Consider the following 22,161-nt stretch of genomic DNA (forward strand, 5'->3'; position numbering starts at 1 on the left):
TGTCCCACACATCTACTAAAGCAAAATCCACCACAAAGGTGCCTGGCCCCTTTGTGGTGGAAATGACGTTTGCCCAGATAAAACCTGCCAAAACAAACCTGTCCCTTTTTGGCAGGTTATGGCAGCGCAGCGAGCCGGCCCTTAAAGGTGATCTTGGATAAGATCGCAGATGGCTCGGGCGTCGTTGATGTTGATGGCTCGGGTCGCAAAGCCGGCGTCGAAGGCCTGACGTGCCAGGGCTTCGTTGCAGGCAAGGGCCAGCGTGTGACCGTCGACCAGGTCGAGCGAGCTCTTGCCGCGCAGACGGTCGACACCGGAGCGCGCGACCACGATGTTGTCGAAGCCCTCGGTCTTGTAGCCCTCGATGATCACCATGTCGACATCGTTGTAGCGCGACAGCAGCTCGCGCGCGGGCATCTCGTCCTCCTCGCGCGTATCGGCGTACTCCGCCCAGCGCGTGGCGCAGATGAGGCCCACGTGCTTGGATCCGGCTTGGTGATGGCGCCAGGTGTCCTTAGCGGGTACATCGATATCAAAGCCGTGATGCCCATGATGCTTGAGCGAACCCACGCGCAGACCGCGGCGGGTGAGCTCGGCGATAACCTTCTCGACGAGCGTGGTCTTGCCCGAGTTTTGGTAGCCGATAAACGCGATCGCGGGGACGGCCGGTGTCGGAGCTGCGGGCGCGACGGCGACGGATGCGCTCGCGGGCGCGGCACCGTCAGCGGCCATGGCTTCAACAGCAGCGGCCTGACGCTCTGCGCGATCCCACACACCCGAGCGGCCGCCCTCCTTGTGCAGCAGGCGCACGTCAACGATCTCCATGCCGCGATCGACGGCCTTGCACATGTCATAGATCGTAAGGCACGCGGCACTCGCGCCGGTCAGGGCCTCCATCTCGATACCCGTCTTGCCCGTCACGCCCGCCGTAACCAGTACGTGAAAGCCGACCTGCCCGTCCGCGCGCGCCGGCGCCCAGCCCTCGGGCACGTCCTCGGCCGGCGTCCCCGCCGCAGCGATGGGCGCAATGTCGCACTTGCTCTTGGTAATGAGCAGCGGATGGCACATGGGGATGATGTCGCTCGTGCGCTTGATGGCCATGATGCCCGCGACGCGCGCGCAGGCGAGCACGTCGCCCTTTTTGGCGCGATCCTGCAGCACCATGGCCTGCGTCTCGGGGTGCATGAGGATGGTGCCCTCGGCGATGGCGATGCGATGGGTCTCGGCCTTGTCGGACACGTCGACCATGCGTACCTCGCCCTTGGCGTCCACGTGCGTCAGCTCGTCGCGACGGGCGTCGCGGGCGGGCTCGGTGGCAGCACTGGCAGTCGGCTGCGCGGACGCGTCGGCGTTGCCAGCATTCGCCGCAGCCGTGACTTTGTGGGCAGACATCGCGGCCCTGCGAGCGGCCTTGGTGGCATCGGCGTACCTGCTCTTGGCCATATGATCATCCTCCGATTTGGGACATAAATCGTTGTGTGCCCTCAATTATCGCGTGTTCCTGCGGTTTGTGGGCGACGGCATCGCGCCAAATCGAAAGTACCTGCATATCATCACCACGGCGCAGGGCGTCGCGCACCGAATACTCGGCATCGCTGAACAGGCACGGACGCACGTTGCCGTCTGCCGTCAGGCGCAGACGGTTGCAATTCGCGCAAAAATGGTTGGACATGGCGCTGATGAAGCCGACCGTTCCCGCCGCGCCCGGAAAGTGCCAGTAGCGTGCAGGGCCCGCGCCGGCAGGAGCGTCGTTGATGTCGAGCGGCTCAAGCTCGCCCAGACCAACCGCGGCGGCCCCGGCATTGATGCGCGCCCGCAGCTCGTCGCTCGGCACGGTGTCGCTCGCATCCCACAGCGCCGGATTGAGCGCAGGCGCATGCGGGTCCACAGCGCAATGCGAGCTCGTGCGCTCGTCGCCGATGGGCATATATTCGATAAAGCGCAGGTGGATGGGGCGGTCGAGCGTGAGCCGCGCGAGGGCCGCCACATCTTGATTGAGCCGGCGCACCACAACGCAGTTGACCTTAACGGGTTCAAAGCCCCAAGCCAGCGCCGCGTCGATGCCGGCCATGGTCTGCTCGAGTCGACCCAGGCGCGTGATCTTTCCAAACAGCGTAGGGTCGAGCGTGTCGAGCGAAATGTTGACGCGGTTAAGCCCGGCATCTTTGAGCTGCGGCGCCAGCTTGGGCAGCAGGGCGCCGTTGGTGGTAAGCGAGATGTCCTCGATCTGCGGAATCGCGCGGATGTCGCGAATGAGCGGGATAATACGGCGGCTGACCAGCGGCTCGCCACCCGTCAGGCGTACGCGGCGAATTCCCTCCCCCGCCACCAGGCGCACAAAGCGGGCGATTTCCTCGGCGCTGAGCAGCTCGTCGTGCGCGCGGGGCGCCACGCCATCGGCCGGCATGCAGTAAATGCAGCGGAAATTGCACTTGTCGGTAACGGCAATGCGCAGGTAGTTGATATCGCGACCAAAGCCGTCATGTTGCACGTGCCCGTCCACGCAGCCTCCCCTCACGCGGCGTTTTATTCTTCGGAAAACATAATACCGCACGAGAGAATCATGCCGACACCCGTACGACAGGACAGGTCGCTTCGAGCAAAACGGACTTTCCAAGCCCATCCTCAGCATACAAACCATCACAACATTCGATGCTTTTTCCGATTTTGGCGAAAAACGTCGAATGTTGTGATGGTCTGCCTGCCCACAGCACCCCGTAGAAGGGCCAGAACGCCCCTAAAGGCCACCACCCCAGTGTCGAATCACGAATTCTCGCAGGTCGTTTTGACGTTTCTGGAACGCTTCGCTTCGGTCGCACGTGAGACCCATAGCGAGTGCGATGGCGTTCACCGCCCGGTGCAATTGCAGCTGGTGGGCAAACTGAGTCCCGGTGAGGACGATCATCCTAAAGCCCAGCGCGCTCAGCACGGTCATACGCTCCGCATCCGACGCGCTGCGCTGTTTATCAAGATGGTCCGAACCGTTGTATTCAATTCCCGTACCGCTCGCAGGCGCATATACGTCAATCTCGAAATACCCGGCCTTAGCGAGATACTTGAACTCGCTGGGAACATCGACCCGATGGTTGAGCTCGATCTTGGCGTATCCCAGCCCTCCCTGGGAACGTTTTGCTACGACCATGATTGCGGTGGCCGTCTCCATGGGCGATCGCGCGCCATCGTGCACGCGTTTGAGCACGGCGGCCGCGCGTATGGCCCCCTGACGAGATCGGTTCTCATTGCAATAAGCAATCAAATCGGCAACGGTATACCTCTGCCCCATCTCGATATAATTGCCTGTCGACAGATGATTCAAATGGTATCGGGCACAGATTTCGTAGCCATATTCCAGCTGCTCGGGCTCGCTCATCCACGAACCCGCTTGGACAAAGCACATGACCTCATCAACCACTAGAAGGCCCTCTGCCACCTCGATAAGATGGCCTGGAGGTACCGGCGCCCCAAACACGTGGCACCTAAATCCAGCCGGCGTCGAGCGCTCAAAATCGAAGTTGACGAGCGTGTCGATATGATCGAGCTCTTCTCGTGGAATACCAAGCGAAACCAGATAGTCGGTAACGATCCCAACTGCCGTTGAAGCCCTCAGCCCCTTGGCATCGAGCCCCAATTTGGGCAGGTCCGCAGTCGGCTCCGCCTCGTTAGCAAGCGAGTCCTCATCGTATAGGCTGCTTGCTCGCGAGAGCGGCTCGGACGGGCGCGCCACGTTGTGGTACAGCCAGGCAGTCTTATGGGACAGGACGATCGGCAGGTCCATGAGCCCTCCAATGGAGTCGGATAACCAACCTTATTCCCCTGCCCACGGGTCCGCACACCTTCGTGCGCGAGAAAGCGATTCCACCCGGTCGAGTGGTAGAAAAACCATCACAACATTCGATGCTTTTCCCGATTTTGGCAAAAAACGTCGAATGTTGTGATGGTTTGAAGCGAGGTGAGAGGCACGGAGGGGTCAAAGCATCGTGCTCGAACGGGTTAGTCCAACTCTTTTAAGCCATGCGTCAGCTGCCAGTACTCGCCGTGCTGGGCGAGCAGTTCTTCGTGCGTGCCGCACTCGATGATGCGGCCGTGTTCGAGGACCATGATGGCGTCGGCGTCGCGGACGGTGGACAGGCGGTGCGCAATCATAAACGTGGTGCGTCCGCGCATGATGCGGTCCATACCGCGCTCGATGAGCTTTTCGGTACGCGTGTCAATGCTCGAAGTGGCCTCGTCCAGGATGAGCACCGGCGGATCGGCTACCGCAACGCGCGCGATGGCGAGCAGCTGGCGCTGGCCCTGCGACAGGTTGGCGCCGTCGGCCGTGACCGGCGTGTCGTAGCCTCTAGGCAGGCGGCGGATAAACGAGTCGGCGCAGGCTGCCTCGGCAGCGGCGCGCACCTCCTCGTCGGTCGCGTCGAGCTTGCCAAAGCGGATGTTCTGCGCAATGGTGCCGCTAAACAGGTGCGTGTCCTGCAGCACAATGCCGAGCGACCCGCGCAGGCTGGCCTTGGCAATGTGCTTGACGTCAATGCCGTCGTACGTGATCTCACCATCATCGACCTCGTAGAAACGGTTGATGAGGTTGGTGATGGTCGTCTTACCGGCGCCTGTGGAGCCCACAAAGGCGATCTTTTGGCCCGGCTTGGCAAACAGGTTGAGGTCCGTGAGCACACGGGTGCCCGGCACGTAGGAAAAGTCCACGGCATGGAAGCGCACGTCGCCGGCAAGCGGAACCAAACCGCACGTGAGCTCGGTACCGCCGGCAGACACCGCGCGGCCCGACTCATCAACGGCAGCCACATCATGCAGGTGCCCGTACGCGCCCACGCCCTGGCCCTCGGGAATCTTCCATGCCCACGCGGCGTCGCCCGTCTGCACCAGCTCCACGCAGCCCTCGTCCACCTCGGGCTCAAGATCCATGGCGGCAAACAGGCGCTCGGCGCCGGCCAACGCGTTGAGCAAGAAGTTGCCCAGCTGCGTAAACTGGTTGATGGGCATGGCCGCCTGGCGCACAAAGACCAGGTAGCTCGCGAGCGCACCTACGTCGGCGAGCCCCTTGATGCAGAGTATGCCGCCCGCCACGGCGACGATAGCATAGTTGACATAGCCAATCACGACGGTCATGGGCACCATGGAGTTGGCATAGCTCACGGCGGCGGTGCCGGTGCGGCGAAGCTCGTCGTTGCGGCGGGTAAAGCCGGCGACATTCGCTGCCTCGTGATTAAAGACCTTGATGACCTTTTGGCCCGAGACCATCTCTTCGACATATCCGTCCAGGTCGCCAAGCGATGCCTGCTGGGCGGCAAAGAAGCGCTTAGAGCGCGCGCCCGAGTAGCGCGCATACAGCACAATGGCCGCATCGCACACGAGCGTGATAATCGTGAGCTGCCAGTTAAGGATGATGAGCATGGCCGTGGTGCCCACAACCTGAATGGCGGCCTGAATCACGTTGGCAAAGCTGTTGTTGAGCGCCTCGGAGACGGTGTCGACGTCGTTGGTGAAAAAGCTCATGATGTCGCCCGAGCGCGTGCTGTCAAAATAACTGAGCGGCAGCGTCTGGATGTGCGCGAACAGGTCGCGGCGAATATCGGACACCACGCGTTGGGCCGCGCGCACCATGATCTGTGAGTAGCCCAGGGCCGAGAGCACGCCCGCGGCGTAGATGATCGCCGTCAGGATGACCTGCTTGGCAAGCAGTTCCTCCCCGCCCGTGGCCAAACCGTTAACGATGGGGCGCACCATGTAGGTGCCGGCGAGGCTCGCGATGGCGGCGACGGAGGCGAGCACGCCCACCGCGAGCAACGAGAACTTGGCATGCCCCATGTAGGAGAGCAGGCGGCGCACAGTGCGCTTGAGGTCGGCCGGGCGTGCTTGGGCTGCGGTCTTAGGCATGGCGCTCACCCCCTTCCAAGGGTAATCCGCTGGGGGCGAAGGAAAACGGATCGTTCGCGCAGCGATCGTCGCAGCCGTCGCCGGTGTCTGCGTTCCCAGCGAACTCCATCTGCGAGGCATAAATCTCCTGGTAGATGTTGTCGCCCGCCAGCAGCTCCTCATGCGTGCCCACGCCGTGGACACGGCCGTCGTCCAACACAATAATGCGGGCGGCATCCATGACGCTCGCAATGCGCTGCGCAATGACAATCACCGTCGTGTTGGGAATCTGAGCGATATGCTCGCGGATCTTGGCGTCGGTCGCCATATCGACCGCGCTGGTCGAATCGTCAAAGATGAGCACACGCGGATGCTTGAGCAATGTACGCGCGATGCACAGGCGCTGCTTCTGCCCGCCCGAGACACCGGCACCGCCCGGGCCCAGATAGCCGTCAAGGCCGCCGATGCGATCCAGGAACTCGTCCACGCATGCCGCCCGGCAGGCACGCAGGAGCTCCTCGTCGGTGGCATCGGGCGCGCCCCACTGCAGGTTCTCGCGCACGGTACCCGTAAACAGCACGTTCTTTTGCAGCACAATGCCCACCGCGTCGCGCAGGGCAACCAGGTCGTAATCGCGCACATCGCGCCCGCCCACGAGTACGGCGCCTTCGGTGGCGTCGTACAGGCGCGCGATCAGCTGCACAAGCGAACTCTTGCCCGAGCCCGTGCCGCCGAGCACGCCCACCGTGGAGCCTGCCTCAATGCAAAGGTCAATATGCTCGAGCACATCCTCGGCAGCATCCGCGCGGTACTTAAACGACACGTCGCGAAACTCGATGCTTCCGTCGGCCACCCCGTGCACGGCAGCGGCAGCGTCGGGCGCTTGGATAAGCGAACGCTCGTCGAGCACCCGTGAGATGCGCTCCACGCTGGCAAGTGCGCGGGTGAGCAGCAAAAACACGTTGGAAATCATCATGAGCGAGTTCATGATCAGCAGCACGTAGCTCATAAAGCCCGTGAGCGAGCCCACGCCCAAGCGACCTTCGATGATCATGCGGCCGCCAATCCACAAGATCGAGAGCGCAGCCACGTACATCGAGAGTTGGAACACCGGCAGGTTGAGCACAGCGGTACCGAAAGTCTTGGTCGCCGTGCCGGCGAGCTCGGTATTGACGGTGTCGAACTTGTCGCACTCGTGCTCGGCGCGCACGTAAGCCTTGACGGCGCGCACGGCGGTGAGGTCCTCCTGCACCACACCGTTGAGATGGTCCATCGAGGTCTGCAGCTGGCGGTAGAGCGGACTGACGCGATAGGTGATAACGCCCAGTACGATCGCCAACACCGGCAGGATGATCGCGAATACCGTAGCAAGCGGACGCGACAGCACCAGCGCATAGACCAAGCCGACGATGAGCGTCACGGGGCCGCGCACCATGGGGCGAAAGCCGTTGCCGATGGCGTTTTGGATGACGGTGATATCGGTGGTCATGCGCGTGACGAGCGAGCTGGCGTCGTAGTTGTCCAGATTGCCAAAAGCGAGCGTCTGGATCTTGCGATACTCGGCCTCGCGCAGGTTAGCGCCCAGCCCCGAGGCAACGCGGGCGGACGTGCGTGCATAACCCAAGCCAAGTACCAGCGAACATGCGGCGCATACCAGCATATACGTGCCCTGTAACAGCATGTAGTTGATGTCGCCCGCGGGCACGCCCACATCGATGATATTTGCCATGATGACCGGGATAAACAGCTCGAGCGCCGTCTCGGCAGTCACAAAGAACACGCCGAGCATGGCGTCGCGGCGGTATGCCCCCAGATAGGAAAACAAAATCTTGAGATTGCGCACGCAGGTTCATCCCCCATCAAACGTTGTTCGCAAACCCACGTATTATGGCGCGCCGTGCGGCGGTGTCAAGTGTTCCGAAATCGATTTCTGCAAGGCTAGTGCAGGCGCTAAGCTCGCAAGGTGCATCTCTGTATTCAATTGGAAATGAACGCGAGCGCGACTTTTTTCGCCCCGCTGCCAACATAAACCTTGACTCTATAATCGTTGTAGGGTTTTCACTACACTGGTACGTAAACAAGCCCAGCCAGAAAGCCCCGCCCATGGAACACGACCTCACACGCGGCAATGTCCTCAAGACCATCGCGGTCTTTGCCCTGCCCTATATGCTCTCGTACTTTTTGCAGATGCTCTACGGCATGGCCGACCTGTACATGATGGGGCAGTTCAGCGGCGCCGCCGGCATCACCGCCGTAGGCAATGGCGCGCAGACGCTCTATATCATTACCGTGACGCTCGTGGGCCTGGCCATGGGAACGACGGTTATCGTCGGCCACGCCGTGGGCTCGCGCCGGTTTGACCGCGCCGAGACCGCCATCGGCAATACCATCACGCTCTTTATGGGTGTCTCGGTGGTACTGGCCGCTGTCCTGCTCGCGCTTTGCCCGCAGATCGTGGCGCTCATTGGCACTCCCGCCGAAGCCGTCGAAGGCACTGCCGCCTACCTGCGTATCTGCTTTATCGGCATTCCCTTTATCGCCGCGTACAACATTCTTTCGGCCATCTTTCGCGGGCTGGGCGATTCGCGCTCGCCCATGTACGTAATTGGCGTGGCATGCATCATCAACATCGCGCTCGATTTTCTGTTTATCGGCCACATGGGGCTCGGCCCCGTGGGCGCGGCGCTCGGCACGGTGACCGCGCAGACGGCCAGCGTTGCCCTCGCGCTCGTGTGGCTCAAGAGCCGCCGCACGAACATCCACGTTAAGCGCAGCGACCTGCGCCCCCAGCCCGAGGTGCTCGGTAGCATTCTTAAGATCGGCGTGCCCGTGGCCGTGCAGGACGGCTGCATCCAGGTGGCGTTTATGTTCATCACCGTCATCGCCAACCACCGCGGTCTGGTCGACGCCGCCGCCGTGGGCCTGGTCGAAAAGATGATCAGCTTTTTGTTCATTGTGCCGAGTTCCATGGGCGCTACCGTCAGCGCGCTCACGGCGCAAAATGCCGGCGCGGGCAAGGGCGATCGCGCGCGTCAGGTACTCAAGGACGCCATGACCATCTCGGTGGTGTACGGCTGCCTGATCACGGTGCTGATGTGGCTGGTGGCGCCGGCGTTTATCGGCTTTTTTGCCAAGGACGCTGCAGTAGTCGCCGCCGGTACCGGCTATATGCGCAGCTATATTTTCGACGCGATCTTTGCCGGCATCCACATTTGCTTTAGCGGCTTTTTCGCTGCGTATGGCAAGAGCTACATTGGCTTTGCGCACAACGTGCTGGCCGTGGTGCTCATTCGCGTGCCCGGCGCATGGCTGCTGTCGAACGCCTATTCCGACACGCTGTTCCCCATGGGCATCGCCTCGCCGTGCGGGTCGATTCTGTCGGCGGGCATCTGCGTGATTGCATTTACCGTGCTCAACCGGCGCGGGGCTTTTGACAAGCTGGTGGCGTAGCGGGGCGACGCGGGCCTAGCGCCTCTCCCCTGTTTTTACCGAAAGGAGTGGTCCTGTGACCGACATGCCAAGTGAACACACCGAGGGCCTGCTCCGCATTGGCGAGGTGGCGCGCCTGCTCAATTTAAGCGTGGGCACACTGCGTCATTACGAGCAGATGGGGCTGTTGGAGCCGGCATATGTCGATCCGGCAAGTGGGTACCGCTACTACGGATCGCGGCAGCTCTCCACCCTCAACACCATCGGCAACCTGCGCGTTCTCGACTTGCCGCTGGCGCAGATTCGCGAGTTTGTCACTACGCGCGATATGGATTTGATACAACGGCAACTGACCAAGCAACAGGAGTTAATTGAGCACAGGCGGCGTGAGTTGGAGCGCATGTCGCGCAAGATTGACCAGCGGCTTGCCTTGCTTCATGGCGCTTTGAATGCTGATCTCGACACCATTAGCGAAATCGAGGAACCCGAACTTCGCTGCGCCACGCTGCACGAGCGCGTCAATCCCACCGACGCCTATTCGCTGGGATGGCATATCCGCCAGCTTCAGCAGGGGCAGCACGAAACCTTTGCCTATCTGGGCAATCTGGGTGTGGGCATCGCGCCCGAACGCCTCGCCGCCGGCGACTTTGATGGCTACGACGAGGTCTTCCTGCTGCTCGATGACACCGATGATTACTTGGGCGACGTTGAGACGCGACCTGCCGCGCGCTGCCTGACCATAAGCTTCCGCGGCACGCACGGGCAAGCAGCCCCGCGCTATAAGCAGCTGCTCGGCTATATGCGCGAGCACAACCTGGCGCCCACCGGGCCTTCGCGCGAGATCGCCCTTATCGATGACATCATCAGCGACGACCCGGCAACCTACGTAACGCAGATCACGGTGCCGGTTGCCCCAGCAAAGTAAGAACCGCCCGGAAGGCATCGTGCTTCCGGGCGGATCTTCACTTTGGTTATCGATGCGCTAAGCCCGGGGCACCTCGCCAGTAGCCAAGATCCGCTCGAGCGCATCCTCGTCCAGTACGGGCACACCCAGCTGCTCGGCCTTGGTGAGCTTGGAGCCTGCTTTGGGGCCGGCGATCAGATAGCTCGTCTTCTTTGAAACACTGCCCGAAACCTTGGCGCCGAGCACCTTGAGCGCCGCGCCCGCCTCGTCGCGGGTGCGGTTGACGAGCGTGCCGGTGAGCACGAAGGTCAGACCCGCGAGCGGTTGTGCATCGGCGAGCTCGCCCGCCACGCCCGCGTCGGCTGCGGCTTGTGCATGCGCGGCGCCCAAGTCGACCTCGAGCGACAGGCCCGCCTGGCGCAGGCGCTCCAGCACGGCAAGGTTTTCGGGCACGGCCAGGAACTGCTTGACGCTCGCCGCAATCTTGGGACCGATGCCCTCGCACTCGGCGATGTCCTCTTCGCTCGCCAAGATGAGCTTGTCGATCGACAGAAATCGCTCGGCGATGACCTCGCCCACACTCTTGCCCACGTGGCGGATACCCAGGGCAAACAGCACGCGACCGAGTGGCTGGCTCTTGGACTTGTTGAGCTCGGCGATGATTTTCTCGGCCGTCTTGAGTCCCACCGGGATGGGGTCGCCCTTCTTGACGCCCTTTTTGCTGTTGGAGCTGGCATAGGTGCGGCCCGTGTCCAGTCCGGCGATGTCGTCCACCGTGAGCTGGTAGAAGTCCGCGACGTCGTGAATCAGCCCGGCGGCGATCATCTTGTCGACGATCTCGTCGCCTAGGCCATCGACGTCCATACAGCCGCGGCTCACCCAGTGGAGCAGGCGCTCCTTGAGCTGCGCGGGGCAGTCGATGGACACGCAGCGGTATGCCACCTCGCCGTCCTCGTGGACCACGGGGCTACCGCACACGGGGCAGACCTCGGGCATGTGCCAGTCGACCGAATCGGCCGGGCGCTTGTCGAGCACCGGCCCCACGACCTCGGGAATCACGTCACCCGCCTTGTGCACGATGATGGTATCGCCCTCGCGCACGTTTTTACGACGGATCTCGTCGATGTTGTGCAGCGTGGCGCGCGCGATGGTGGAGCCGGCAACCGTCACCGGGTCGAACTCGGCGACCGGCGTGAGCACACCGGTGCGGCCCACCTGGATGCGAATTTCGCGTAGGACGGTCTGCTTTTCCTCGGGCGGGAACTTAAAGGCAATGGCCCAGCGCGGTGCGCGAGCAGTAAAGCCCAGGTCGAGCTGCTGCTGGAAGCTGTCGACCTTTACGACCACGCCGTCGATGTCGTAGTCCAAGTCGCCGCGATGCTCGAGGGCCTGGGCACAGAACTCGTGGACCTCGGCCGGCGTGGCGCAGCGGGCCACGTTGGGGTTGACGCTAAAACCGGCGCTGCGCAGCCAGTCGAGGAACTCACGCTGGCTGTGGACGTGCAGCGGATCGGTATCGGCAATGGCGTAGATAAAGGTGGCCAGGTCGCGGCGCGCCGTGACCTTGGGATCCTTCTGGCGCAACGATCCGGCGGCGGCGTTGCGCGGGTTGGCGAAGGGGTCGCGGCCCTCGGCATCGGCCTCTTCATTCAGACGGACAAAGCTGCCTTTGGGCATATAGACCTCGCCGCGCACTTCGATGGCACGCTCGCGGTCGGCGCCCATATGAGCAAGCGCCGGCTCGGACAGGTGCATGGGCACATCCTTGATGGTGCGGACGTTAAGCGATACGTCCTCGCCCGTGGTGCCATCGCCACGTGTGGCCGCACGTACGAAGGTGCCGTTTTGGTAGGTAAGCGCCACGCCCAGACCGTCGATCTTGAGCTCACAGGTATAGGTGACGCTGCCGGCACCGAGCGCATCCTCAGTGCGCTGGAGCCACGCGTCGAGCTCGTCCAGGTCCATGGCATCGTCCATGGAATACATGCGCGCCATATGCGTGACCGGCGTAAACTGCTCGCTCACGTAGCCGCCCACGCGCTGGGTATAGCTGTCGGGCGTCACCAGGTCAGGATAGGCCGCCTCGATCTCCTGCAGCTCAACGAGCATTTTGTCAAAGGCGGCGTCCGTGATCTCGGGCGCATCAAGCATGTAGTAACGGTAGGCGTGGTAATCGAGCTCGTGGCGCAGCTCGGCCGCGCGCGCTGCCGCCTGGGCACGAGCATCGGTCAGTGCGGCGGCATCCGCGCTCGCGGGCGCTTCGGTATCGATATCCACACCGTCACCAAACAGGCTCGATTGCTCCATAGCGGTACTCCTTCGCTCGATTTCAAACGGACACTAGAGTACCACCGGTCGCAACGGGGCCGAATAGCGGTCTCAAACCGCACCGAATCGGCAGCCGCCAGACTGGGGTGGGTCGCGCGATTAAACCATGCTTTTATCAGCTCTAAATGATCCGTTTTCCTCTGTCCCAACGGATCAATAGGAAAAGAGGGGGCTGTCCCGCGTTGGCGGAACAGCCCCCCTCTGGCTCGATATGTGCGAAACGGCTCGTTAGAAACCCTGACCGTTGCCCTGACCCTGACCTTGCTGGCCCAGCAGCTCCTCCAGGTACTGGCGCAGCTGCTCGTCGGTAATACCGCCGTTGCCGGTGTCGGTCGAACTGTCGTCCTGCTGCTGGTTCTGCAGCTCCTCGTCGGAGCCCAGCTCGACGGTGACCTTCTTCTCTTCCTTGCCGCGCATGAGCGTGATCTCGACCTTCTCACCCACCTCGTGGCTGCGCAGTGCGATGATCAGGCCATCGGCGCTCGAAATCTCATCGTCGCCCAGCTTGGTGATGACGTCGCCCTCCTGAATGCCGGCCTTGGCGGCAGGACCATCCTCAACGACGCTCGCCACATACGCGCCGCTATCGGTGCTCAACTTGTTGGTGCGGGCGTTAAGCGCATTGACGCTCGAAAGCGTAGCGCCCATGTACGGATGCACCGGCGTCTTACCGTCGATGATCTGGTCGGCAATGTTCTTGGCGTAGTTAACCGGAATGGCAAAACCCACGCCCGAGCTGGAGCCCGAGTAGCTCTCGATAAGCGAGTTGATACCCACAAGCTCGCCATTGTCGTTGACGAGCGCGCCGCCGGAGTTGCCCGGATTGATGGCGGCATCGGTCTGGATCATGTTGGCATAGATGGTGTTGCCGCTGGTAGAGCTCATGGCCGTGGAGCGATACAGCGCCGAGACGATACCGGTGGAGACAGACTGTTCGTTGCCGAAGGGCGAGCCGATCGCCATGACCCACTCGCCCACGTTGAGCTTGGAGGAATCACCAATCTCAATCGGCGTGAGCTTGGAGGCGTCGGCGTCCTTGAGCTTGATGACGGCCAGGTCGCTCGAAGCGTCGTTGCCCACGAACTCGGCCTCGTACGTGGTGCCGTCGTCCATGGTAACCACGTACTGGTCGTAACCATCGACCACGTGGTTGTTGGTGAGGATGTGGCCCTCGGTATCGAGCACAACGCCCGAGCCGACGCTGCCCGAGCTGTCCGACTCGTCGGCAGACTGCGAAAGCGAGCCATTCTGGCTACCGCTCGAAGTGGCGGTGATGGAAACGACGGAGGGCAGGGCCTTGGCAGAAACGGCCTCGGCAAGTGTGGTGTCCTCGGAGTCGATTGTAATCTTTTGCGTCGACGAACCCGAAGCACCCGCCGTCACGGCATTCTTTCCGCCGCCAATGTTGAGCGTGCCACTCATAATGAGCGCGATGACCAGCAGGGCGCCGCAGGCACAACCGGCAAGCGCCGTAATAAAGATCGGCAGCTTTTTGGTCTTGGTCTTGACCACTGTGTGCTTGTTTACAACCTGCTGGCCGCCCAACGGCTTGCCGGTCTGAGTGTCGTAGGCCTGCACGTAGGGAATGTTGCTGTCGGCAGGCGTTGACTCCACCTGCACGCGCGGTTGCTGCTGAGTCTCGCCGGCATTGCCCGCATCCTGGGGACGCTGGGAATCGTTCTCGCTCATAGCTGCGATCCTTTCGTCAAATAACCAAAGGCCCGCCAAACACGTGGCGGGCCATCATTGTTCACGTTGAGTTGTACCCCAAGCTGGGCAGTCCCGAGCACTAGATGCCAAGATTTCAGCTTTGCTTAAGTAATGACATGCTTATAGGCCAATTCGTTTTATGCCGTCATGTCTATTCGATATAGCAGTCGATAGCAAAACTATATGTTGAATCGTTAATAAAGTCTGTAATCGTCGCGCCCATACCCGATCCGCACGTCCACTTATCCTTCTCCGCATCGTATGGCGTTGGCCCCCACCCCGTTTCATATGATGCTTCGCTTTCTGTGAAGTAGTTCATCACATATTTATCTTTCTGCATGAGCGCATACCAAGCGTTTGCATACATCACAAGCGGATCGATTTGGACTATCGAGTACTTTCCGGAACGAATCTCAATTTCTGTTTTATCGTTATAGTAAGCGACTGTGAGCTCAATCTTGGCAAGCAGCGGCAACGTTTCATCTGATTCCCTCTGGATTGTTATGACATCACCGGCCATAGCGTCGGCAGACACAGTTTTGCTCTCTGGCGTGAAAATAGTCTCTCTGCTTCTTGTTCGCGTTTTTTCATTGCCATTTTCATCTCTGACCACCGTGTCGACCACGAGCGTCAATCGCTTCTGAGCGTCCGGCAACTCCACGGCTTCTGCCATCCCGGCTCGCATCAAAATAGGAGCCCCCGCCATCAGACCTAAGAACTGCTTTCTATCAATCATTCTTCATTCCCCTTGTCTACTTGATTTGACTTTCTCAGCTGAATGGGGATACAGAACAGTCCCGTCAAGTTCCTTATCTTCCACAAAAACTAGAATCCATTTATCACCTGCTTTCAACCCTGAGACATATCCGGAACTTGACTTACGGCGCATATCGATTCTCTTACGGCAACCACTTGGCATAAGCGCCTCAAATTGCCCGTTATGAACATCCGATAGAGCGCGCACCTCGACTGCAACAACCGTGTCGTTTTCTCCCCCATTAGTCGCCCTTAACAGAAAGAAGCTCGCTGCGGTGAGCAAAGCAAAGGAAAGCACCAATAGGAGCATTGCCCTTCGAATGAACTTGTCGCCGTTCACGAGTACAATCAACCCTTGCAATATGTGCCATCGTGAGACGTGTAAATTGATACGTCATATGGAAGAAACTGTAGCTGGTTTGTCCATCCATTCCAAACAACAAGCAGGTACTTCTTGGCATTCGAGTATGTGTTATGCATCGCCACGTAGCCCACAACTGCCATTGCGTGCCCGCTGCCATTTGACCGGAGCCTTCCAGAGAAAATACTCAGATTCCCCGAGTCGGTATTCACCCTAAAGGAATCCCATGACGGATACCAAACGAATGACGTCTCAAGCTCCTTGCCTCGTCTTGCACAAAACTCCTTTAAGGCCGGAGCGGGTTTGTCAGGAGAAGTCTTGCCTTGAGTAAAGTACAGACCAGTCGCTTGATCATATTTCTTTTCTTCTTCTTCCCATGTCCCCGACAGCCTCCAAAGCTCCGAGTATAAATCGGACAATTTAAGGCGGTTCAAAGTCACATAGTGACTGCTAACTGCAAACATTGCCGAAACAGCGCAAGCATAAGTCCCCGTTTCTTTGATAACTTCTGTTTGCGTTGGCGTTATTATTCCCGAAACCGTTTTGCTCGCATCAACAACATATCCCTGTTTATACAAATCCTTGGCAGATACAAAAACGTCATCGAAATGTTCCGGCGATCCGCTGCGATTGCCTCCCGAGGACAATTTATTTGGTACTTTTTTTCCACTTGCGTCTAAAACAATGTTTTTATCTAAGTCGGCAACGCCAACAGTTAGCTCGTCAATCTTTAACGCAACGACGTTATCCGAGGATGCGAGGAGTGCAATTTCTTCGCTTGCACTCTCGATAGGTAAAAGAGCGTTCGGAGCCAAGCAGTATTCGCTGATCCACCAAGATCGCTCTGAATCAAATACGACGTAGCCATAGTTAACGTCATCCCGCTTCGCACGAACGATATACCCGATTGATTCCCCATCGGAATTCACCATTTTTACTGGGTCACAAGCGGTCACCGGCTCATCCGATACATCATCAAAGAAAGCCTGCGCTTGCTCCACAGCTATTTGCGGTGTGACACGGACCAAGTCGTCGTCTCCAAAAACCAACCTTGGAGACATCAGGGCGGCAAGCAACACTATGAATCCGACAATCACCTTTCTCGAATAACGCATTTCTTCCTCCATCCGTGTAGTAGGGAGATACGGTAACTAAATGATATTCGCTAGATAGTGCTATACGTTTGATATTGTTTTTACTGACACACTTTTAATCGGTGAAAGGTCTTCTTTTCGCCCTAAACGAGAAAAGGGTACTGGAGAAATCTCCGGTACCCTCACATTGCCCTCTATTTACTTGCTAGTCCTTAAACAGATAGCCCACGCCGCGGACGGTGGTGATATGTGCCGCGATCTGCGGGCCCACCTTGGAGCGGATGCGTCGAATGTGCACGTCGACGGTGCGCGTGCCGCCGCAGTACTCAAAGCCCCACACGCGGTGCAGCAACACCTCGCGGCTGTAGGCACGGTTGGGATGCGTCGCCAAAAAGCTCAGCAGCGAGTACTCCATCAGCGTCAGGTCGATGGGCTCGTTATCGAGCGTCACCTGGTAGGTGGCCAGGTTGATCTCGAGGTTGTCGATGTTGAGCACATCGTCGGCGGCGACGGTCTCCTCCTCGCCCATCAGGCGCTGTGCACGAGCCTTAAGCTCGTTGGGCGTCGCCGTGGGGCATACAAAGTCGGCATGCGCGTGATTCGGCAGGCGCAGGGTGCCGAGCGCCTCGTCGTCGACAATCACCAACATGGGGACGCCGCCGCGATCGTCAAGCCACTTGGCAATCTGATCGATGCGGTCGCTGCGGATGCCGTCGGAGTCGAGGATCAGCAGGTCAAAGTCGTGCGCCGCAGTCGGTGAATCGGGAGTTGCCAGGCTCACCTCGACACCCAGGGTGGTCGTCAAGCTGCGGGCAAACTCGTGGAAGCGCGTCGTGCGCGCCATGAACAGGGCACTCTTTTCGGACATATCGGCCTCCAAAGAAATGAGCTCAATCGTACTGGAACAAGCCAGCGCGATTAGGAGTTCGCCAGGTAGTGTTTGATCTCCCACTCGGTGATCGTAGACTCAAACTTATGCCACTCGTCGCGCTTCTTTTTGAGGAAGAAGCTGTGGATGTGCTCGCCGAGGGCATCCTTCATAAACTGCGAGTCCTCAAACACGTCGAGCGCCTCTTTGAGCGAGCGCGGCAGTGGCGTGTAGCCGGCCTCGAGCATCTGACGGCCGGTGAGCTTGAGCGTCTCGGCCGTGGCCTCGGGCGGGAGTTCCAGTTTGCGCTCGATGCCGTCCAGACCAGCCGCCAGCGTGACGGCGTTGACCAGGTACGGGTTGGCCATGGGGTCGGGGCTACGAAGCTCGATGCGCGTGGACAGCTGCTTGCCGGGCTTGTAGACCGGGATGCGGACCATGCTCGCGCGGTTGCGCAGGCCCCACGTGGCGTACTGCGGCACGGAGTCGCCACCCGTGGTGATGCGTTTGTACGAGTTGACCGTGGGGTTGGTGATGGCGCTGATCTCGCGGGCATGCGCCAGAATGCCGGCCATATAGTGCTTGGCGACGTCGGAGAGATGGTACTTCTCGTCGTCCTCGCCCCAAAACACGTTGTTGCCGTCGTGGTCGAATAGCGACTGGCACAGGAACATAGCGCTGCCATCCTCGCCCGCCAACGGCTTGGGCATAAAGGAGGCGTGGCAACCGCTCTCGTAGGCCTGCTGCTTAATGATGAGTTTGGCCGTGGTGATGGCATCGGACATGCTCAGGGCCTCGGCGTGGCGCAGGCTCATGCCGTGCTGCGAGCGACCGGCGGCGTGGAAGGTGTACTCCACGGGCACGGACATCTTCTCGAGCGTGAGGACCGTGTTACGACGCAGGTCGCGAGCGGCATCGCTCACCGAAAGATCGAAGTAGCCCACGTTGTCGAGCGGCTCGGGCGTGTGCTCGTCGGGGAAGTAGTAATACTCCAGCTCGGCGCCCACGTTGAGCAGATAGCCAGCTTTCTCGGCCTTGCGGAACATGCGACGCAACGCATCGCGCGGGTCACCGGCAAACGGCTTGCGATCGGGAGTGCACACGTCGCAGAACACGCGGGCGACGCCGTTGTGGCTCGGGCGCCACGGCAAAATCTGGAAGGTCGAAGCATCGGGAAACGCCAGCATGTCGGCTTCCTCGGGCGTGGCAAAGCCCTCGATGGCGGAGCCGTCAAAGCCAATACCCTCCTCAAAAGCGACCTCGAGGTCCTCGGGGCTAATGGCAAAGTTCTTGAGGCGGCCGAGAATGTCGACAAACCACAGACGAACAAAGCGGATGTCACGTTGCTCTACGGAGCGGAGTACGTAATCGATGTTCTGCTGGTTCATGTCGCTCCCCTTTCTTTCGGGCGGGTTTCGACTGGTCTATATCGCAGATACTATCGCAGAAAAATGTTTCCGCAGGGTTAAAGCGTATCAAGCGCTCAAAAAACGTGCTTGAGCAGGCCGTTGCGAACGAGCGGCTAGCGCGAGGTCGAAGCGCGGTGTTCGATGCGGCCGGGGATCTCCATGCGCTTGGGAGCCAGCCTTGCGGCCTCGCCCACCGTGGTGGTGACCACATCGATGCGCTCGGACAGACGCTCGACCACGCGCTCGGCGATGGCGAGGGTGTCCTGCGCGGCCGTGGTCACGCCGCCAAAGAGCACATGGTTCCAAGGGTAATCGTCAAATGTCGCGATCTTGAGCCCAGCCGGCAACGAAGGTCCCAGCTGTGCCAGCGCCTCGGTCAGACGTAGGAAGACCAAGCCGTTGACGGCGATAAGGCCGAGCTTTTTACCTGCGTTGTCGCGAATAGTCTCGTCTAAGCGACCAACGCCCGTGGCACCGCCGTCGGCCAGGGTGACGACCTCGCCGGCCAGGCCGCGGCGCGAAAGCTCGTCGACAAAGGCCTCGGCACGCTCGCGACGCACAGGGCTGTCGTCGCTTGCCTCGGTGAGCAGACACAGGCGCTCGCTGCCCGCGACAGCCAAGGCGTCTACCAGGCCGGCGACCAGTTCACGGTTGTTGGAAGTCACCAGATCGACACCGCCGGCGGCAATATCGCGGTCGAGCAGCACGACGGGCAAGCGTCCCGCTGCCGCGGCGATTGCCTCGTCATTGCCGCCACAGGTGTTGACGACCAGGCCGTCCACGCCGGCATCGATAAGTCTGGTGAGCGACTCTGCCTCCTTGGCGGGGTCGTTGCCACTAATGGCCGTCATGAGCGAGCAGCCGCGCGCGGCGGCACTGGCGGAAAGCCCTTCGAGCATGGCGCTCGAGAACGGGTTGGCGATGTCGGCCAAAATCACGCCGATGAGGTTGGTACGCGAGCTGCGCAGATTGCGCGCGGCGGCACGTGGACGATAGCCGGTGCGCTCGATAACTGCCGCGATGCGAGCGCGGGTTTCCTCGGTCATCTGCCCGGGGCGGTTGTTGAGATAGCGCGAGACCGTGGCCGGGCTCACGCCCGCCTCGGCGGCAATGTCCTTGATTCTCATCTGCGCCATAGCGCACCCCGTTTCCCAATTGTCGGCAGTCTGAGCCATTTTAGGCATTTTTTTAAAAATCCCGCTTGCAAAACGTTGTAGATGAGTATACTACAACTCGAAACGAAACCGATTTCGTAAACCGATTTCGGCAAGCGTTGGCACGGAGGTGCAAAGATGCACCCTACCGTCTTGGCACCTCCGTGCCAACGCCATATCAAAGGTGAACGCACGAGCAAGAAGGAGCTGCGCGACCATGGGTAAAACGGTTCTTACCTTCGGCGAGATCATGATGAGGCTCTCGCCCAAAGATCACCTGCGCATTGAGCAGGCCACCGAGTTTGATGTCCGCTACGGCGGTGCCGAGGCCAACACCGCCCTTTCCCTGGCCTACCAGGGTGACAAGGCCGCTTACGTCTCCGTTGTCCCGGCCAACCGTCTGGGCGAGTGCGCCCTGCGTTCGCTGAAGGTCTACGACGTCGATACCTCGCGCGTCGTGCGCCAGGGCGACCGTCTTGGCTCCTATGTGTTTGAGGTCGGCGCCTCGCAGCGCGGCAACGGCTGCGTCTACGACCGCAAGTACTCTGCCATCAACATGGCCAAGCGCGACGTCTTTGACTGGGACGAGATCCTCAAGGGCATCGACGTCTTCTACTTCTCCGGCGTGACGCCCGCCGTCTCCGACGAGATGGCCGCCGCCTGCAAGGATGCCCTCACCGCCTGCCGCGCCAAAGGCATCACCACCGTGTGCGACGTGAACTATCGCGGCAAGATGTGGTCGCCCGAGAAGTCGCAGGCCACCATGAAGGAACTCCTGCCGCTCGTTGACATCTGCATTGCCAACGACGAGGACGCTCCTGCCGGTCTCGGTATGACCTGCGTCTCCGGCTCCCTTGCCCACGGCATCGAGGAGCGCGACACCTACGTCGAGATGGCCCGTCAGATCTGCGCCGAGTACGGTTGCAAGAAGGTTGCCTCGGTCGTCCGCAACATCTCCTGCGTCGAGCGCTCCATCTGGATGGGCATGCTCTTTGACGCCGAGAGCGGCGAGCACTGGTTCTCCCCTGCTCACGATGTGCACGTGCTCGAGGGCGTTGCCGCCGGCGACGCTTTTAACGCCGGCCTCGTCCATGCCCTCATCAACGACTTCGACCCGCAGGACGCCGTCAACTACGCGATTGCGGCCTCGATCCTCAAGCTCACCATCAAGGGCGATTCCAACCTGGTGACCGCAGACGAGATCGCAGCCGTGGCATCCGCCGCCGACGGTGGCACTCGCGTCGCGCGCTAAGCCGTCCCCATTCCGCGGGCCGCAGCTTTCCATACCCATACCTCTGCGGCCCGCTCCCCGATTCCTCCGGTCGGGCAAAACCACCAGTCCCATTCCGGTTTTGCCTGGCATTTCCTACACGACTGGTCGCGCAGCCGGTTTTGGAATTGCTTGTGACCCCAAGCAGTGCCTCCGATAACCAATCCAAAACCGGCTCATGACCAGCATATTTGGCAATCACGCGCCCGCGCGCGCCGTACATCGAAAGGAACATCATGTTCGATCAGTTCTACACCACGCTTGAGTCCCTGGGCATCGTGCCGGTCGTCGTGCTCGACAAGGTCGAGGACGCCGCTCCGCTCGCCCACGCCCTTATGGCAGCAGGCATGAAGTCCGCCGAGGTCACCTTCCGCACCGCCTGCGCCGCCGAGTGCATCGCCGCCATGGCCGAGGCCGAGCCTGAGATGTGCGTTGGCGCCGGCACCGTCCTGACTGTCGAGCAGGTTGAGCAGGCCCGCGCCGCCGGTGCCAAGTTCATCGTCTCCCCGGGCTACAACGAGGACGTCGTGAAGCACTGCATCGACATCGACCTGCCCGTCCTTCCCGGTACCGTGACCCCCTCCGAGGTCACCGCGGCCGAGAACCTGGGCCTCAAGATCACCAAGTTCTTCCCCGCGGCTCAGTATGGTGGCCTGAACACCATCAAGGCCCTCGCCGCTCCGTTTGTCGGTCATCGCTTTATGCCCACCGGCGGCGTGAGCACCGCCAACGTCGAGGAGTACCTGAGCTCCAGCGCCATCATCGCCTGTGGTGGCACCTGGATGGTCAAGCCGGCTCTGTTCGCCGACGGCGACTTCTCCAAGGTCGAGCAGATCGCCCGCGAGGCCATGGACGTCGTCAAGAAGGTCCGCGGCTAGGTTTAGCTCTCTATCGTGAAAGGGGGCGTGTCCTAGACCTCGCCCCCTTTCTTTTAAAGCGGCTCGGAAGCGCGCCGTTTCCGTCACGAACAAGAACCAAAACCGTCTTGTATGCTGATAGAACGTGACGGA

General features: G+C 60.6%; 17 protein-coding genes. 4 read left to right on the forward strand and 13 right to left on the reverse strand.

Annotated elements, in window-relative coordinates; all coding sequences use genetic code 11:
* Positions 1-141: 141 nt before the first annotated feature.
* The 5 genes from mobB to DWV20_RS01480 form a co-directional block, all read right to left on the reverse strand.
* Positions 142-1,443, reverse strand: a complete 1,302-nt coding sequence (gene mobB / locus DWV20_RS10150; RefSeq protein WP_118256197.1) for a molybdopterin-guanine dinucleotide biosynthesis protein B — start codon at positions 1,441-1,443, stop codon at positions 142-144.
* Positions 1,444-1,447: 4 nt separating this feature from the next.
* Positions 1,448-2,503: a GTP 3',8-cyclase MoaA gene (gene moaA / locus DWV20_RS01465; RefSeq protein WP_233539747.1), complete on the reverse strand. Its 1,056-nt coding sequence runs from the start codon at positions 2,501-2,503 to the stop codon at positions 1,448-1,450.
* Between the two features lie 234 nt (positions 2,504-2,737).
* Positions 2,738-3,775: a hypothetical protein gene (locus DWV20_RS01470; RefSeq protein ID WP_118256198.1), complete on the reverse strand. Its 1,038-nt coding sequence runs from the start codon at positions 3,773-3,775 to the stop codon at positions 2,738-2,740.
* Positions 3,776-3,990: 215 nt separating this feature from the next.
* Complete coding sequence (locus DWV20_RS01475) at positions 3,991-5,889, reverse strand: ABC transporter ATP-binding protein (RefSeq protein WP_118256199.1); 1,899 nt, start codon at positions 5,887-5,889, stop codon at positions 3,991-3,993.
* Positions 5,882-7,711, reverse strand: a complete 1,830-nt coding sequence (locus DWV20_RS01480; protein WP_118256200.1) for an ABC transporter ATP-binding protein — start codon at positions 7,709-7,711, stop codon at positions 5,882-5,884. The genes DWV20_RS01475 and DWV20_RS01480 overlap by 8 nt, the downstream gene beginning before the upstream one ends.
* A gap of 260 nt (positions 7,712-7,971) precedes the next feature.
* Between DWV20_RS01480 and DWV20_RS01485 the strand changes: the two genes are divergently transcribed.
* The gene (locus DWV20_RS01485; protein ID WP_055252511.1) at positions 7,972-9,318 is read left to right on the forward strand and encodes an MATE family efflux transporter; all 1,347 of its coding nucleotides are present in this window, start codon (positions 7,972-7,974) and stop codon (positions 9,316-9,318) included.
* A 64-nt stretch (positions 9,319-9,382) separates the two neighbouring features.
* Positions 9,383-10,222 carry a MerR family transcriptional regulator gene (locus tag DWV20_RS01490; protein WP_070097163.1) on the forward strand — a complete coding sequence of 280 codons (840 nt, stop codon included), beginning with the start codon at positions 9,383-9,385 and terminating at the stop codon, positions 10,220-10,222.
* A 57-nt stretch (positions 10,223-10,279) separates the two neighbouring features.
* On the opposite strand, the gene ligA is transcribed toward DWV20_RS01490, so the two are convergent.
* The 8 genes from ligA to DWV20_RS01525 form a co-directional block, all read right to left on the reverse strand.
* Positions 10,280-12,508 carry an NAD-dependent DNA ligase LigA gene (gene ligA / locus DWV20_RS01495; RefSeq protein ID WP_118256201.1) on the reverse strand — a complete coding sequence of 743 codons (2,229 nt, stop codon included), beginning with the start codon at positions 12,506-12,508 and terminating at the stop codon, positions 10,280-10,282.
* A 249-nt stretch (positions 12,509-12,757) separates the two neighbouring features.
* Complete coding sequence (locus DWV20_RS01500) at positions 12,758-14,218, reverse strand: S1C family serine protease (RefSeq protein WP_118256202.1); 1,461 nt, start codon at positions 14,216-14,218, stop codon at positions 12,758-12,760.
* Positions 14,219-14,390: 172 nt separating this feature from the next.
* A complete protein-coding gene (locus DWV20_RS01505) occupies positions 14,391-14,975 on the reverse strand; it encodes a hypothetical protein (RefSeq protein ID WP_118256203.1) in 585 nt (194 codons plus the stop codon).
* A gap of 3 nt (positions 14,976-14,978) precedes the next feature.
* Positions 14,979-15,335, reverse strand: a complete 357-nt coding sequence (locus DWV20_RS09835) for a hypothetical protein (RefSeq protein WP_117648531.1) — start codon at positions 15,333-15,335, stop codon at positions 14,979-14,981.
* An 8-nt stretch (positions 15,336-15,343) separates the two neighbouring features.
* Entirely contained in the window at positions 15,344-16,471 is a 1,128-nt protein-coding gene (locus DWV20_RS01510) for a hypothetical protein (RefSeq protein ID WP_117583360.1), read from the reverse strand.
* A gap of 184 nt (positions 16,472-16,655) precedes the next feature.
* On the reverse strand, positions 16,656-17,318 hold the full coding sequence (locus tag DWV20_RS01515) for a response regulator transcription factor (RefSeq protein ID WP_118256204.1): 663 nt from the start codon (positions 17,316-17,318) through the stop codon (positions 16,656-16,658).
* 50 nt (positions 17,319-17,368) lie between these two features.
* Positions 17,369-18,706, reverse strand: coding sequence for a glutamine synthetase family protein (locus tag DWV20_RS01520; RefSeq protein ID WP_118256205.1), 1,338 nt, complete (start codon positions 18,704-18,706; stop codon positions 17,369-17,371).
* Positions 18,707-18,840: 134 nt separating this feature from the next.
* Positions 18,841-19,863 carry a LacI family DNA-binding transcriptional regulator gene (locus tag DWV20_RS01525; protein WP_158566273.1) on the reverse strand — a complete coding sequence of 341 codons (1,023 nt, stop codon included), beginning with the start codon at positions 19,861-19,863 and terminating at the stop codon, positions 18,841-18,843.
* 235 nt (positions 19,864-20,098) lie between these two features.
* Between DWV20_RS01525 and DWV20_RS01530 the strand changes: the two genes are divergently transcribed.
* Positions 20,099-21,133, forward strand: coding sequence for a sugar kinase (locus tag DWV20_RS01530; protein ID WP_118256207.1), 1,035 nt, complete (start codon positions 20,099-20,101; stop codon positions 21,131-21,133).
* A gap of 254 nt (positions 21,134-21,387) precedes the next feature.
* Positions 21,388-22,029 carry a bifunctional 4-hydroxy-2-oxoglutarate aldolase/2-dehydro-3-deoxy-phosphogluconate aldolase gene (gene eda / locus DWV20_RS01535; RefSeq protein WP_118256208.1) on the forward strand — a complete coding sequence of 214 codons (642 nt, stop codon included), beginning with the start codon at positions 21,388-21,390 and terminating at the stop codon, positions 22,027-22,029.
* The last annotated feature ends 132 nt before the right edge of the window (positions 22,030-22,161 follow it).

The sequence above is a fragment of the Collinsella sp. AF02-46-1 genome, from assembly GCF_003465825.1.
In the GTDB taxonomy this organism is placed as follows: domain Bacteria; phylum Actinomycetota; class Coriobacteriia; order Coriobacteriales; family Coriobacteriaceae; genus Collinsella.